10 protein-coding genes are annotated in these 13,372 nt (G+C 64.3%); 5 read left to right on the top strand and 5 right to left on the bottom strand.

Annotated features, from left to right (window positions below):
- Nucleotides 1-22: 22 nt before the first annotated feature.
- From NHG85_RS07540 to NHG85_RS07550, 3 genes are all read left to right on the top strand, one after another.
- Complete coding sequence (locus tag NHG85_RS07540) at nt 23-1,909, top strand: acyltransferase family protein (protein ID WP_253331224.1); 1,887 nt, start codon at nt 23-25, stop codon at nt 1,907-1,909.
- Between the two features lie 45 nt (nt 1,910-1,954).
- Nucleotides 1,955-3,244 carry a YfiM family lipoprotein gene (locus tag NHG85_RS07545; RefSeq protein WP_253331226.1) on the top strand — a complete coding sequence of 430 codons (1,290 nt, stop codon included), beginning with the start codon at nt 1,955-1,957 and terminating at the stop codon, nt 3,242-3,244.
- Nucleotides 3,245-3,330: 86 nt separating this feature from the next.
- On the top strand, nt 3,331-4,302 hold the full coding sequence (locus NHG85_RS07550) for a DUF5672 family protein (protein WP_253331228.1): 972 nt from the start codon (nt 3,331-3,333) through the stop codon (nt 4,300-4,302).
- Here NHG85_RS07550 and NHG85_RS07555 read toward each other — a convergent pair.
- Complete coding sequence (locus NHG85_RS07555) at nt 4,284-4,895, bottom strand: rhomboid family intramembrane serine protease (protein WP_253331229.1); 612 nt, start codon at nt 4,893-4,895, stop codon at nt 4,284-4,286. The genes NHG85_RS07550 and NHG85_RS07555 overlap by 19 nt on opposite strands.
- A gap of 102 nt (nt 4,896-4,997) precedes the next feature.
- On the opposite strand from NHG85_RS07555, the gene NHG85_RS07560 reads away from it, so the two are divergent.
- Both NHG85_RS07560 and NHG85_RS07565 read left to right on the top strand, forming a co-directional pair.
- Complete coding sequence (locus NHG85_RS07560; RefSeq protein ID WP_253331231.1) at nt 4,998-5,258, top strand: spike base protein, RCAP_Rcc01079 family; 261 nt, start codon at nt 4,998-5,000, stop codon at nt 5,256-5,258.
- Nucleotides 5,258-7,039, top strand: coding sequence for a sialate O-acetylesterase (locus NHG85_RS07565; RefSeq protein WP_253331233.1), 1,782 nt, complete (start codon nt 5,258-5,260; stop codon nt 7,037-7,039). Before NHG85_RS07560 ends, NHG85_RS07565 begins: the two co-directional genes overlap by 1 nt.
- Nucleotides 7,040-7,041: 2 nt before the next feature.
- Here NHG85_RS07565 and xrtD read toward each other — a convergent pair whose 3' ends face one another.
- The 4 genes from xrtD to NHG85_RS07585 all read right to left on the bottom strand — a co-directional run bounded on the left by xrtD (nt 7,042) and on the right by NHG85_RS07585 (nt 13,350).
- Nucleotides 7,042-8,634, bottom strand: a complete 1,593-nt coding sequence (gene xrtD / locus NHG85_RS07570) for a VPLPA-CTERM-specific exosortase XrtD (protein ID WP_253331235.1) — start codon at nt 8,632-8,634, stop codon at nt 7,042-7,044.
- 103 nt (nt 8,635-8,737) lie between these two features.
- Nucleotides 8,738-10,108 (bottom strand): porin family protein, encoded by a 1,371-nt coding sequence (locus NHG85_RS07575; protein ID WP_253331238.1) that lies wholly within the window; start codon nt 10,106-10,108, stop codon nt 8,738-8,740.
- Nucleotides 10,109-10,136: 28 nt separating this feature from the next.
- Nucleotides 10,137-10,715, bottom strand: coding sequence for a polysaccharide biosynthesis/export family protein (locus tag NHG85_RS07580; protein ID WP_253331240.1), 579 nt, complete (start codon nt 10,713-10,715; stop codon nt 10,137-10,139).
- Nucleotides 10,716-10,890: 175 nt separating this feature from the next.
- Nucleotides 10,891-13,350, bottom strand: a complete 2,460-nt coding sequence (locus NHG85_RS07585; RefSeq protein ID WP_253331242.1) for a tetratricopeptide repeat protein — start codon at nt 13,348-13,350, stop codon at nt 10,891-10,893.
- Nucleotides 13,351-13,372 lie beyond the last annotated feature (22 nt).

Here is a 13,372-nt window from a genome sequence, read left to right on the forward strand (position 1 = left end):
GGCCAATATTGGGGTATCGACATTGCAATCGGCTTACCGCACCGAGATCGACGGCCTTCGGGCGCTGGCCGTCCTGCCGGTCATCGCCTACCACGCGGCCCTCGGCCCGTTCTCTGGGGGCTTTGTCGGGGTCGATGTGTTCTTCGTCTTGTCAGGCTATCTGATCACGGGGCTAATCGTCGAAGATCTGGAGCAGGACCGGTTCTCGATCGTACAGTTCTATGAGCGACGCGCGCGGCGGCTTCTGCCCGCGCTCTGTCTCGTGCTCGTGGTCTGCCTTCCCCTTGCCTGGGCCTTGATGATTCCCGAACAGCTCGCGGGGTTCGCGCGCAGCCTGCTGGCAACCGGGCTCTTTGCCTCAAACATCCTGTTCTGGCGAGAGAGCGACTATTTTGGCCCCGCGGCAGAGGAGAAGCCCCTGCTGCATACCTGGAGCCTCGGGGTCGAGGAGCAGTTCTATGTCCTGTTTCCCCTTTTGCTCATGGTGGTATGGCGCCATGGCGGGCGATCATGGATCCGCCCCATCCTCGCCGTGGCGGCGCTGGCCAGCCTGCTGCTGAGCGAATGGGGCGCGCGGCATTACCCGGACGCCAACTTCTACCTGCTGCCCAGCCGGGGCTGGGAGCTTCTTGCCGGGGCTTTGTGCGCTCTCATGCCCCCGATGCGAAGCAGATGGGATGGCATCGCGGCGCTGATCGGTATCGGCCTCGTTCTCGGGGCGATGCTGGCCTATGATTCCACCACGCCGTTTCCGTCGATCCATGCGCTCGTTCCCGTCGGAGGGACCGTTCTGATCCTGCGTTTCGCGGTGACCGGGACCATCGTGGCGAAGTTGCTGTCCCTGCGCCCCTTGGTGCTGATCGGCCTGATCAGCTATTCGGCCTACCTGTGGCATCAGCCGCTCATGGCCTTTGCCCGGCTGCAATGGTGGATCCCGCAAGGGCCGGGGCTGATGGCGGGGATGGCGGCGCTTTCGCTGGCGCTCGCCTACCCGACATGGCTCTTCGTGGAAGCCCCGTTCCGAGGAGCGCGCCCGCGTGCACTGCCAACGCGTCGCGCGCTTTTTGCCGCAAGTGGCGGTGTACTGGCCACGATGATCGCCTTGGGAACACTCGGCCATCTGACCGGTGGTTTCCCCTCTCGCCTGCCGGACGGCTTCGAGGAATTCCATGCCGAGGGGCGCTTCGAAGCGATCCGCGCCGGTCGATGTCACTACAATCGGCAGCCGCCTTATGCGACGCTCGATCTGTTCGTCAGCGAATGGGATTGCCGTCCCGAGCGGCAAGAGGCCGACTTGCCGCGACTTGCGGTCTATGGTGACAGCCACGCGGCCGATGTGGCGATGGCATTGCGCGGTGCCGGGCTGAATCCTCTGCAGGTGGGGGGCATGGGGTGCCCTCTTCTCGAGGGCCGGGGCGGGCCACACTGCGACCCTTTGCTGAAGCTCTTTCTGGACGAGGTTCGCCCCGGGGACTGGATCCTGTTGGCCAACCGCTATTCGCGTGACGAGCTCGAAGCCGGGTCTCTGCGTCGCGTGATCGAATTTTGGAGCCACCGTGGGGCCCGGGTTCTGCTGTTCTCTCCTTTGCCGGAGTTTACCCATTATGAGAGGATCAGAGTGATGCGCCAGGCGGAGGGGCTTGCCGGGATGACGCCTGACTTCGGACCTGCGCTACGGTTTGCCGAACGGATGCAGACCCTGGAGATGGGGGAGAGTTGGGCCGTCCTCGACAGTTGGGCGCTGTTTTGCCCCGAAGGACAGGATTGCGGCGCTTATGGTCCTGCGGGGTTCTTGTATTTCAACGCGGATCATCTCGCCCCGGCGGGCGCGGAGCGGTTTGGGGCGAACCTGCGAGACGCCTTGATCGGCATGGGTTATCACGCCACCGCGATGGCCTCATTGCAGTGAGGAAGGTGGCGGGATAGAGCCGAGGCGAACTCAGGGATATTCGCCGTGCGTCTGATATTGCGCCTGCTTTTGACGATTGGTGTGGTGATGATGATCGCGGTCGTCGCCTTGGGCGTTTCGAGGAGCCCAAGAGCCGCGCCGAATGCTGCACCGTCGGGGCAGGACGTGACGCTGGCTCGTGGCCTGCTCCATCAACTGCGCCGCCTGAGCAACGAGACCGGCGGCGGCACGCTGGAGGTGCCGATCGAGGCGCTGCGAGGCAGTCTGCGGATGGGTGGGCAGATCGTGCCGGGCTTTCGAGGCCAGGCTGAGATCCTGAACGGCGATCTCGTGCTCGACGGGGCCATCCCGGTGCCGGGTACGCAAGAGCGGCTCTGGATCAACCTGCGCGCCGAGGTGCCGCCCTTCGAGGGGGCACCGAAGATCGCGGCTTTGCAAATCGGGCGGATCCACTTGCCAGAAAGCTTCGGTTTGGCTCTGCTGCAGACCGGCGCGCGCGCCGTACTCGGGACAGACGCCAGCAGACGGGCCTTCGACGCGGTGCAGGGCCTGTCCATTTCGGATGACACGATCCTCGCCGAGCTCAAGCTCGACAGCGAGGGGCGCGGCAAGATCACGGGTCAGGCACTGGCCGCCCTGCGAGGGAGCGGCATGCCGGACCCCCGTCGGATTGCCCGTGATTACGTGGCGATTCGAGATGCGATCGAAACGGGCGTGCTACCCACCAGCGGAAGCTTCACCCCCTATCTGAAGTTCGCACTGGATCGCGCTAGGCGAGACACCACCGGGGCGACTTTGGCGGACGGATACACCTCGGCCATCTTTGCCTTGGCGAAGGCTTGCGGCGCGAATGACCTTTCCCTCTTTTCCGGGGGGCTGGTCGACCCGGCCGAGGCGCAAGGGCGGGACTGGGCCCGCAGTTGCGACGGCATCACGCTGCGGGGGCGCACCGATACGCGCCGGCATTTCGTGACGGCGGCCGCGCTGCAAGCGGCGAGCAACAGAGGCGTGTCCGTGTCGATCGGTGAGTTCAAGGAACTCTTCGATTCCGTCGAAGAGGCCAACGGTTTCGATTTCACGGACATCGCCGCCAACAATTCGGGCATCCGTTTCTCGCAGCGGGTGATCGCGACACCGACCGCCGGCTGGGCGCAACTCATCGCGGCCTTGGGCGGAGAGGACGACTTCATCGTGATGATCGACGACCTGCCCGGGCGCCTTCCGGCTGCGGAGTTCGCCGCACGTTTCGGTTCGGTCGGCGAGGAGCGTTATGACCAGCAACTTGCCGTCATCGAACACCGCATAGATGCCTTGAAACTACACAAAATCCCTTAAGGTTTTCTAAACCTATCCTTGATCAACTGCTTGACAGCTCACGTTTGCATTAAACTGGGCCGTCGGTTTTTGCTTCGGGGACTTTCATGATCAGTGTTTTTCACAAGGATGTGCCTGGAAAGTCCACGGCGCGGAGCCTGCTTGATACGACCGATGCTGGTGGCGAGGCGATCCGTGACGGGCTGGCAAGCTTCTACAAGAAATATAGCCAGAATCGCAGTGAGATCCTTGCGCCGGATTTTGCCGCGTCGGCTCGAATCGTCGAGGCGATGGCCAAGGCCCCGGCCGAGCCGGAGAACGAAGTGGTCGGCCTGATTGTGGAGACTCGCAAGCACCCGAACCTCGAGATCGTGGTTCAGGAAGCCTGCGAGATGCTGGATGTGCCGGTGCGGCTCATTTGTGGAGCTTCCAACCATGATTTCATTCTGAAAAGCAGGATTGGGCGACTGATCGAAGAAGGCAAAGTCCGCCTTGATGTGCTTCCCGACCTGCGGTTCGATCGGCATGTATACAACGGTCTATTCCTGACACCGGCTTTCTGGGCGTTGTTCGAGAAAATCGACAAGGTCCTCGTATTCCAGACCGATTGCGTCTTTTGCCGCAACAGCGATTACACGCTTAAAGATTTCATGCATTTTGATTATATCGGCTCCATGTGGCGGGCCGAACGCACGGCACAGATATCGTTTGCCGGTGGCAATGGCGGCTTGAGCTTGCGGGACCCGAGGGCCGCGATCAGATGCTTGGAGACCTTTTCTCCTGCGCAATGGCCAGCCTCGGAGGACAAGTATTTCGCGTTCCACCTTGAGTTGATCGGAGCGAGGGTCGCTTCTCACCGCGAGAGCAGCCGCTTCGGCTCCGAACGCTGGTTTTTGCACCGCAGCTTTGGTGCGCACAACGTTGCGGTGATGTATGCGACGCATCTTGCGGATTTCCTGGAGTACTGCCCCAGCGGAGCGCGCATCATGGGGCAGAAGAAACCCAACCTGAGCTTGCGCAAACGCATGCGGATGCGGGCCAACAAGTTGTTGCTGCGAGCCTACCTTCGATTGCGTTGACCGCGTCGCCTGTCGAGCCACTTCGCGCCGAACCAGCCGCCAACCATGCCTCCGACATGCGCCTCCCAGGCAAGTTCGCCGCCGATCAGCCACCACTGTAGCAGATTGAGCGCCAGCAGCGCGGCGAACAACAAAGCCGCGCCCCTTCGTGAGGTGCGCTCCCAATAGACCCAAGCGGCGGCCAGTCCGTAAACCGCCCCCGAGGCGCCGATCATCGGGCGCACGCTCCCCGACAAAAGAACAAAGCCGAGCGCCCCGGTCAGGGACGAGACCCCGGTGATGACGAGAAGACCTGCCCGACCGGCGTGGTGGCCGCTTCGAGGAGCGAAGATCAGCAGGCCGGCAATGTTCCCCAAGAGGTGCGGCAGGCCGGTGTGAACCAGCGCGTAGCTGAAGAACATCGTCAGGGCCTGGCCGGGAAAGTTCGGCTGCCAGTTGCCCAGCAGGCCCCGCCAAAGCGCCGCATAGCTGTAAGTGAGGGGCCGCCACTGCGGGCTCCCGATCAGCTGGGCATCGGCCAGCTGCAAGACGAGTTCCACCACCGCGATTGGCAGGCAGAGCACGAAAAGCGTGAAACCGATCTGGCAAGGCATCCTGCGCAACCGTGTGACGGCAGGGCGGGGCGGCGCACGGTGCTGCAACAGAAACCTCATCCCGATGCCGCATCTTGGGGCGGTGTTGGCAAGGAGGTCAGAATGCACGATCCGTTCGATAAGCACCAGTCGGGGCTGGAAAGCCCGCCCACCCGCCTGTTCCAGATCCAACCCGATGACGCGGCCGATCTGCCGCAGGCGACGCGCGCGCTCAATGCCGCACAGGGCGGCGCGGTGAGGGTCACCTCGGTCGCGGGTGACGTCGCGACGCTGTATGTCGCCGCCGGATGCGCCTTTCCGGTTCGGGTCCGTCGGGTCTGGGCCACCGGCACCACGGCCACCGGTCTCGTGGGGCTCGGCTGATGCGGCTCACGACCGGGCTGGGGCTCGGGCCGAGCGTGGTCGCAGGCAGCCTGAACCTGCCGCGCGCGACTCACGTCTTCCTCATTGCGGGTCAGTCGAACGCGACGGACCTGGGTGCCTGGGACGAGGGGCCGGATTGGCCCGAGGCGGCGTTCCAGCTGCAGCGCTGGTCACCGCTCGATCCGGTCGACCAGCAGCCGGCTGCGAACCTCGTCGCCGTGGGAGAAGCCCGGATCGTCGCGCCCTCGCGCCCGTTGCATCACCATTTCCGCACCAAGCCGGGGCATTATGGCTGGAGTCTGCAGTTCGCGCTCGATTATCTCGCGGATCGCCCGGACGTCGACCTGCTGCTGGTTCCTGCCGCGCGGGGTGGGACCGGTTTTGTCGATGACCGCTGGAATCCCGGCGACGATCTCTACGTCGATGCGGTCTCGAGGGCGAACCGGGCCATGACGCTTGCGCCCCATGCCGTGTTCGCTGGCATCCTGTGGCATCAGGGCGAGGCCGAGACCGGGAGTGCGACCTCGGCCGATGCGCATGCAGGCAAGCTCGATGCGCTGATCGCCGGTCTTCGGCGCGACATTGCCGCGGCCGGGCCGACGACTCCCTTCTTGCTCGGCGGGATGGTTCCGGAATGGGTCGCCGAGGATGCGCTTCGACAGCAGGTGCAGGCGCAGCTCGAAGCCACGCCGGACCGCGTGGCCCATGCGGCCTATGTCGAGACCTCGGCGACGGCCCCGGACCAGGTCGGCGGGGTGCATTTCGACGCGGCGTCCTTGCGGCTTCTGGGCGCACGATATGCCCAGGCGCTTGGCGTGGCGGCGATCAATGTCGCTGCGGCGCCGGGTCAGGTGACCGATCTGCGCCTGACACCCGGCGACGGGCAGATTGCACTGAACTGGTCGCAACCGCCCATGAACCGCAGCGCGATCACGGATTACCTCGTCGAGGTGACGACGGATGGGGGCGAAACATGGTCGGTGCTGTCGGAGGGGGAGGGCCCCGAGGCGGGCCGGGTCCATACGGGCCTCGTCAACGGAACGCGCTACGGCTACCGGGTCACCGCGGTGAACGCGGTTGGACCGGGTCCGGTCAGCGGGATCGAGAGCGCAACACCGACCGCGGCTGCGCCAGAGGCGGCCGAAGCGGATGCCCGGGGCCATTGGCTTTTCGGGGCCGACAACGTCAATGATGCCGATATGCTGACGGGTCAGGTGCTTACTGCCAATGGCGCGCTGCCGCAGCGGGGTTCGAGTTTCCTGACGATCTCGGGGCAGGGGAATGGCCTGCTGTCGTCGGTTTCGGACAATGCGGCGATCACCATGGTGTTCGTGGTGCGCAAGCCCGGCGACGTCAACGCCATCCTCGGCGGCACGTTGAACCCGGGGTCGAGCCCGTCGCCGTCGGGAGCGAGCCCTTACTTTGCCTCAGCCAGCCTTTCCGTGAACAATCATGGGGGGGCGGGCAATGTCTCGCTCGACGCGAATGCACCGGCCAATGCGTGGCTGTTCATCGCAGTGTCGCTGGATCCGGCGGGCACGCGGGTCTATTTCGAAGGCGGAGCGGTCAACCGGGTCAATACGGGCACGACGTCTCGCGGGCCGGTCTCGCCCCGCGCGGTGGCGCTCGGCGACGTGCACTTCGATTCCGCGGCCTTTACCGGCGCGGTCGATTTCGCCGAAATGGCCGTCTGGCACTCGGCCAAGACCCTGAACGAGATCGAGGCGATCTACGACCGGAGCAAGACCCGTCTCGCGACGCGTGGCATCGATCTCGCCTGAGATCACTCCGGTACGAAACGAGGCAGTTTGGGCAGGACGTCTTGCATGATGCCGCGCAGGCGAGCATCGGCATCGGCTTCGCTCTCCTCTTCGCCAATCGGCGTAACGAACCGTACCAGCGCGCCGTCGGTGCGCTGGCGCACCAGCCCGTCATAAAGCACCATGGCCTTGGCGTAGACATCGTTCGTCATGCGCTCTCCGCGCTGCTCGAACCAGTAGTACACCAGCTGTTTCGACAGGCCCTTCTGGATGATCGCGCGGTTCAGCTCGAAGGTCCCATAGGTGGTGTCGGGGAAGGCGACCTCGTGTTTGTCAAAGCTGTAGACCTCCCAACCGCCCACGGGCAGGCAGACCTCGGGCGAATGGATCCCCTCGCCATGCGTCTGGTCATCGTAGAAAGCGCTGAAGAAGTGCACGTATTCCGGCGCGTCGGGGTCGTAATAGCTGATGTTGGCGTAGTCGTCGGCACCGAGCACCTGCTCGACGGCGGGGTCGAGCGGGGTATGCGCGCCGCTCCAGTCGCCGATGGTACGCGGGAACAGGTCGAAGTTGTCGCGCGGCACCATCACCGCTTCGGGGCGCGGTGCCAGAATGAAGGTGAAGCCGACGGTGATGCACAGCAAGGCGGCGGCCATCAGGCCGAGACCCGAACGCAGGTTAGGCAGGCGCGCGAGCATCGGGCCGAGACCGTTGATGTCCAGATCGATCGCCTCGGTGAGGGGCAGGGGATTGCGCTGCGTGCGCTGTAGCACCACAGCCAGCAGGAACAGGATCCCGACGCAGCCGAGGAAGATCACCCAGCCTTCGAAGAAATGCATGAACCCTTCGGCCTGTTCGATGCCGTAGCGGTTCACGAGCACGCCGACGACGCCGATCCGGAAGGAGTTCATCAGCACGGTGAGCGGCGCGGCCGCGATCAACAAGAGCGCTTTGTGCCACAGCGGACCGCGGTAGAGGATCGCGAAAAGGTAGGAAAAGCTCAGGATCGGGAAGAGATAACGCAAGCCCGAACAGGCCTCGGCCACCTGTAGCTTGTAGACGCCGAGATCGATGATGTTGCCTTCGAGATAGACCGGCACGCCGGCGAGGGCCACGAACCATACGCCCAGCTCGGAGCTGACCCCCTGCAGGAAAATGTTCATCTTCCAGTAGATGATCTGCGGCAGCGGCAGCATGAAGACAAGGTGCAGCACCGGCAGCTGGTGGCGTCGGCCACGACTCCAACCCATGCAGGTCAGAACCACGCCGCCGGTCCAGATGATGAAGCCGTAGGTGATGATGTCGGGGATCCGCGCGAGGTTGCCGAAAATGCCGATCATCAGGCCGAACGCCACGACCACGATACCGGGCCAGCGGTTCATGGAGCTATCCGTCTGATGCGGCGTATCTCGCAACTCTCGCAAGAAGAGATAGAGCGAGATGATCGGGATCAGAGGTCCATGGCTGTATTCCGGCGTGCTCCAGGCATAGGCCAGAGACTCCAGCCCGAGCCAGAACACCGGAACGGCCCCGGCCACCAGCAACAGGAACCAGACGAAGCCAAAGCCCTTGCCGCGACTTGCGGAAAGGGTCGGGGCGGTACTGGCGTCTGTCATGGAAGGATCCTCGGGCGAAACACTGTCATCACTGGCATCGGCCGTATCATAACAGCCGACGCAGCGAGCGCAGCTGGTTTCTGACCTGTCTCACGAGCCGCATTCAGAATGGCAGGTCGAAGGCTCGCCCCAGGCTGATGAAGATGCTGCTGTCGTCATTGTCGGCGCCATCGCTGGCGCGGCTGTCGAAGCGGTATCCGGTGTTCACCGCCAGCTTCTCGGTCAGCGCATAGTTCACGCTTGTCGAGAGGCTGGACCGCGAATCGCCGTCCGAGTCCACATAGGCGCCGTTCAGGCCGATCGACAGCGTTTCGGTCAGGGGCCGCGCGTAGCTTGCCGATAGCTGGTTCACGAGCCTCTCTTCCTGATCGACGCCGATTAGCGTGGCGCTGCGCGAGTAGGTAAGCCCGAGTTGGCCAGTCCCGAGCGGACGATTGAGCCCGAGCGTCGCGACCGTGTCGATCTCGCCGGTGTCCTCGGGGCGGGTCACGCCGATCGTGGCATTGAGGCTACCGCCGTTCGCAAGCGAAAGGCTGCGTCCGATCTGCGCGTTGACGCGGGTGCCACTCAACGTGGTGTCTGCCGCGATCGACGCGGAGATCGCGCCATTGGGCCTGTCGATGCCAAGATCGAGGCTGCCGGTCAAACCTTCGATGCGCTCGGTGCCCGCGATGGTTTCGGTCTCGGTGCTCGAAACGCCGATGGACGCCCCCAGACTCAGATCCTCTCGCAGCTTGCGGGTGAGGCCAAAGCTCAACGATTGCCGCAGCCGCTCGGTCTCTTCGATATCCTCGGCTTCGTAGAGCGAAGCCGAGGCCGCGAGATTGCCTTGCATGACGGGCGAGAACCGCAGCCCCACACCCAGATTCGCGCCAATCGTGCGCGAATCGAACAGCGCGTCCGTGTCGACGCCCACATAGTCTCGTCCCGAGAGGTCGAGCCCGAACGATAGCGTCAGCGGGGCTTGCTTGCGCGCGTTGACCTGCACCGAGGCGCTGTAATCGCGTCGCTCGCCGCTGCCCTGAAGCTGGAAGATGTCGTCGGGCAGGAGCAGGTTGCCCTCTTCATCGACGAATATGTCGAGCAGCCGCAGATAGGTTATGTCGTCGCGCCGGAAGCTGGCCGCGACGGCGATGTCGGCATCGGCGGCCCGGCGCGCGTATCGCAATTGCAGGCGTGGCTGATCGAACTCGCTCTCGGCTCCGCCGGAGCCGTCGCCCGCAATGCGAAGCGCCGTGCCCGTGTCGAAGCTCAGGTCGGTGATCGCCGTCTTGAGGCTTGTCTTGAACCCCAAGCTGGTGGTCGACAGCAGGATCGACTCATCAGTGGTGCCGGAGGTGTCGCCGTAGCTGAGGGTTTGCCCGAGCGAGAAGCGCAGCGACCGCGGCAACTCCTGTTCCTGGGCGAGCAGGGGGCCCACCACGGCAAGCGGCAGGACCGAAAGGGCAAGAAGGCCAGCAACGCGGGATTTCATCTGGATCGACCTCCGGCGCAGCACCGCGTCATTCGAACAAGCGGCGCTGCGGCACGACAAGCACGTCACCGTCGAGGATGGTGAAGTTGCTTAACAGCGCCGCGCCGCGCAGCAGGGCGTCGTAGTCGATCAGAATGATCTGCGTGGTGCCATCGGGGTTGGTGCGGCGCAGCTGCAGACGCTTGGTGGCGGCGAAGGGACCGAAATCACCCGCTAGGGCCAGGAACTGCAGCAGCTTGGTGCCTTCGGGCATCGACCGAACGCCGGGGTTGCCGATCTCGCCGGTCACGAAGGCGGTGATGACCGGGTCTACCCGTTCGGGCAGGGGGGGCTCCTCTTCGGGCGTGGCAAGTGCGGCGACGCCGACAAAGACCGTTGGCGGCACGGCAAAGTTCGGCGCCAGCGCGGTCGAAATGTTTCGCTCGATCTGGCTGAGCGACCGCCCGGCGGCCCGTATCGTGCCTGCGAGCGGGACGTTGATCGTCCCATCGGGCAGAACGAAGGTCTGCCGGTTGATCGAAGGATCTTCGAGCACTTCGATGGTGACAGTATCGCCCGGCTTGAGCTGATAGTTCTGCGCTGAAGCGCTGATGGTGGTCAGCAGCAATGCGGCGACCGCGAATAGGATTCTCATGACTCGACCTCAAGCTTCAACTGGCAGGGTTTAACACCCCCTTTGGTTCTGACTAAGCGATAAATGGGTCAGCGCACAGGACAGCCTTGGCCGGAGGGGTTGGACAGCCGGCCGTGTCGCAGCGCTACAACAGGTGCTCCGTGATCTCTCATTGTGCCGAAGTGTCATCCGAAGGCGCATTCTCCGAGGGAGCGGAAGGCGCGGGCGAGCCGGAGGTCTCGAGCCGCTCACGCGCCTCCTCCACAGCCTTTGCGACCGTGCTATCTGCGGGAGCCAGTTCGTGGGCGCGCTCCAGCACCTCGCGCGCTTCGTCCCGCCTTCCGGCTTCGATATAGGCGAGGCCGAGGTGAAGCTGCGTTTCGGGGTGGTCGGGCATGCCGGCGGCGGCGGGTTCGAGGTAAGCCAGGGCCTCTTCGACATCTCCGCGACGCAACGCGATCCAGCCATAGGTGTCTTGCAGAGGCGGAATCTCGGTATCGCGCAGGCGGCGGGCGATGACCTGTGCGCGCTCGAGAGCCTCCGGGCTTTCATCCGTCGTGGAGAGCAGGCTGGCGAGGTTGTTGGCCACGAGCAGGTTCGAGCTGTCCTCGGCGTAGAGCTCTTCGTAGATCTCGATGGCTCCGGCAAGATCGCCGCGCGCTTCGGCGCGATTGGCCTGCATCAGTCGCAGGCTGGGCTCACCGGTGGCCTCGATCCCCGCAGCGATCACGACGTCCGCCTCGTCATCTTTTCCCTGACCGAGCAAGGCCAGCGCAAGGGCCCGGTGGAAGCGGGGCGTCTTCGGAGACGCCTCGATCAGTTCGCGATAGGTAGCGATCGCGGCGGCGTCATTCCCCGTGGCGAGGTCGAGCCCGGCTTGCAGGAACCGGTATTCCAGGCTCTCGGGCTCCCGTTCGAGCTGCGTCTCGAGATAGGCCTTCGCCTCGTCGACCTTGTTCTCGCGCAGCATGTTCTGGATCACCAGCGCAGCGGCCTGAGGTCCGGCCGCGCCTGTGTCGAGCATCTCTTGCAGATAGGCGTTGGTCTCGTCCAGCCGGTTCTGACCTTGCAGCGCGGCGGTGCGCAGCCCAAGGGCGGTCTGCTGCGCCTCCGGGTTCTGGAACTGGGCGAGGCGCGCCGCGATCTCTTCGACACGGCGCCAATCCTGTTCGCGCAGGAAGAGCTGGCCCATTTCGATCAACAGCGGATGGGCGCCCGGGTTCCGCCGCAGCGACGCAGCGAGCACCTGCTCGGCCTGATCGGGTTGATTGCGCTGAACCAGAAAGCGGGCATAATCGATTGCCGTCTCGGGGGTGTAATTCGACGATTCCACCGCAAGCGACAGGCGTTCCCCCGCGAGTTGATAGTTGCCCTCGCGCTCGTGGGCATCGGCCAGGAGCGCGAGCGTTTCGACGTCTCGCGGTTCCTGATCGAGCGCGACGCGCAGCGCGGCGATGGCCTCGCCGGTCTTGTCGGTCTCGATCAGCCAACCGGCGCGCATCTTCAGCGCCCCGACGTTCGACGGATCCTGTGTCAGCACCTCTTCGATCAGCGCACGCGCGCCCACGCGGTCGCCTTGGCTTTCGAGCACCCGTGCCAAGGTGATCCGGATCCTGTCCGTCTGCGGGGAAGGTTCAGCGGTGTCGATGATTTCGCGCAGCAGGGCCACCGCTTCGTCGGTGCGTCCGTCCTGGAGCATAAGACCGGCGCGCAGGCTGCCGAAGAGGGCCTGATTCTCGCCAGCTTCGATCAGCTTGTCGACCTCGGTCATGGCGGCGTCGGGCCCCTGCGTCACGCGCAGGAACTCGACAACCGTGGCCAGCGCCCCATCGCGGTCGGCCGGGTCCGCGCGTTCGGCCTCACCACGCAGGAATGCCTCGGCCTCGTCGAGCTTTCCAGCTTCCAGATACCAGCGGATGAGACGCTCGCGAATGCGCTCGTTCTCGGGAAATTGACGGAAGATCTCTTCGAGGTGGGCGCCGATGTCGTCCGATCGCCCCATCGCGTCGAGCAATGTCAGCTTCAGCTCATGGTAGCTGAGATCATCGGGCTGCAGGGTGATTGCGCGTTCGACCTCACGCAGTGCCGCTACCTCATCTTCTGCACGCAGCAACGCATCGATCCGCACCTGAAGTGGCGGGATCTGCGTGTCGTCCCGGGCCAGAACGATTTCGGCCTGTTTCAGGGCTTCGGCCCGCAGATCGGCGTCGTCATCCTCGATGCCCCGCTGATAGTCGACAGCTGATTTGAGCCCCATCAGGGTCAGGTCGTCGGGGGCGGCCTCCAAAGCGCGCGGCAGGTATTTGCGGGCGTTCGGCCAATCGGTATTGGCGACGGCCAGCGCGCTGAATTCGCTCAGGGCTTCGATATTGTTCGGGAATTGCTGCACCAGCCGCAGATACTGCTTGTAGGCATCGCCACGAGCGGATGTCTGGTTCAGCAGCCGGGCGTAGAGCAGCCGCGCCTCCTCGTGATCCGGGTCGAGCTTGAACACGTTGCGCAATTCGACCATCGCGCGGCTGGGATCGCCTGCCTCGGCAAGCTCGACCCCGGAGGCGTAGTGTCGCGCCGCGCGCTCTTCCGAACTTTCGCAGGCACCGAGGGCCGCCAACAGGGCAAAGGCCAGCATCGGTTTTCTCAGGGAAGCAGAG

The sequence above is a fragment of the Limimaricola litoreus genome, assembly GCF_024159025.1.
In the GTDB taxonomy this organism is placed as follows: domain Bacteria; phylum Pseudomonadota; class Alphaproteobacteria; order Rhodobacterales; family Rhodobacteraceae; genus Limimaricola; species Limimaricola litoreus.

Coding starts and splice junctions, on each gene's coding strand:
- NHG85_RS07550 (WP_253331228.1), top strand. CDS start 3,331: ATGATCAGTGTTTTTCACAAGGATGTGCCTGGAAAGTCCACGGCGCGG.
- NHG85_RS07555 (WP_253331229.1), bottom strand. CDS start 4,895: ATGCCTTGCCAGATCGGTTTCACGCTTTTCGTGCTCTGCCTGCCAATC.
- NHG85_RS07560 (WP_253331231.1), top strand. CDS start 4,998: ATGCACGATCCGTTCGATAAGCACCAGTCGGGGCTGGAAAGCCCGCCC.
- NHG85_RS07565 (WP_253331233.1), top strand. CDS start 5,258: ATGCGGCTCACGACCGGGCTGGGGCTCGGGCCGAGCGTGGTCGCAGGC.
- xrtD (WP_253331235.1), bottom strand. CDS start 8,634: ATGACAGACGCCAGTACCGCCCCGACCCTTTCCGCAAGTCGCGGCAAG.
- NHG85_RS07575 (WP_253331238.1), bottom strand. CDS start 10,108: ATGAAATCCCGCGTTGCTGGCCTTCTTGCCCTTTCGGTCCTGCCGCTT.
- NHG85_RS07585 (WP_253331242.1), bottom strand. CDS start 13,350: ATGCTGGCCTTTGCCCTGTTGGCGGCCCTCGGTGCCTGCGAAAGTTCG.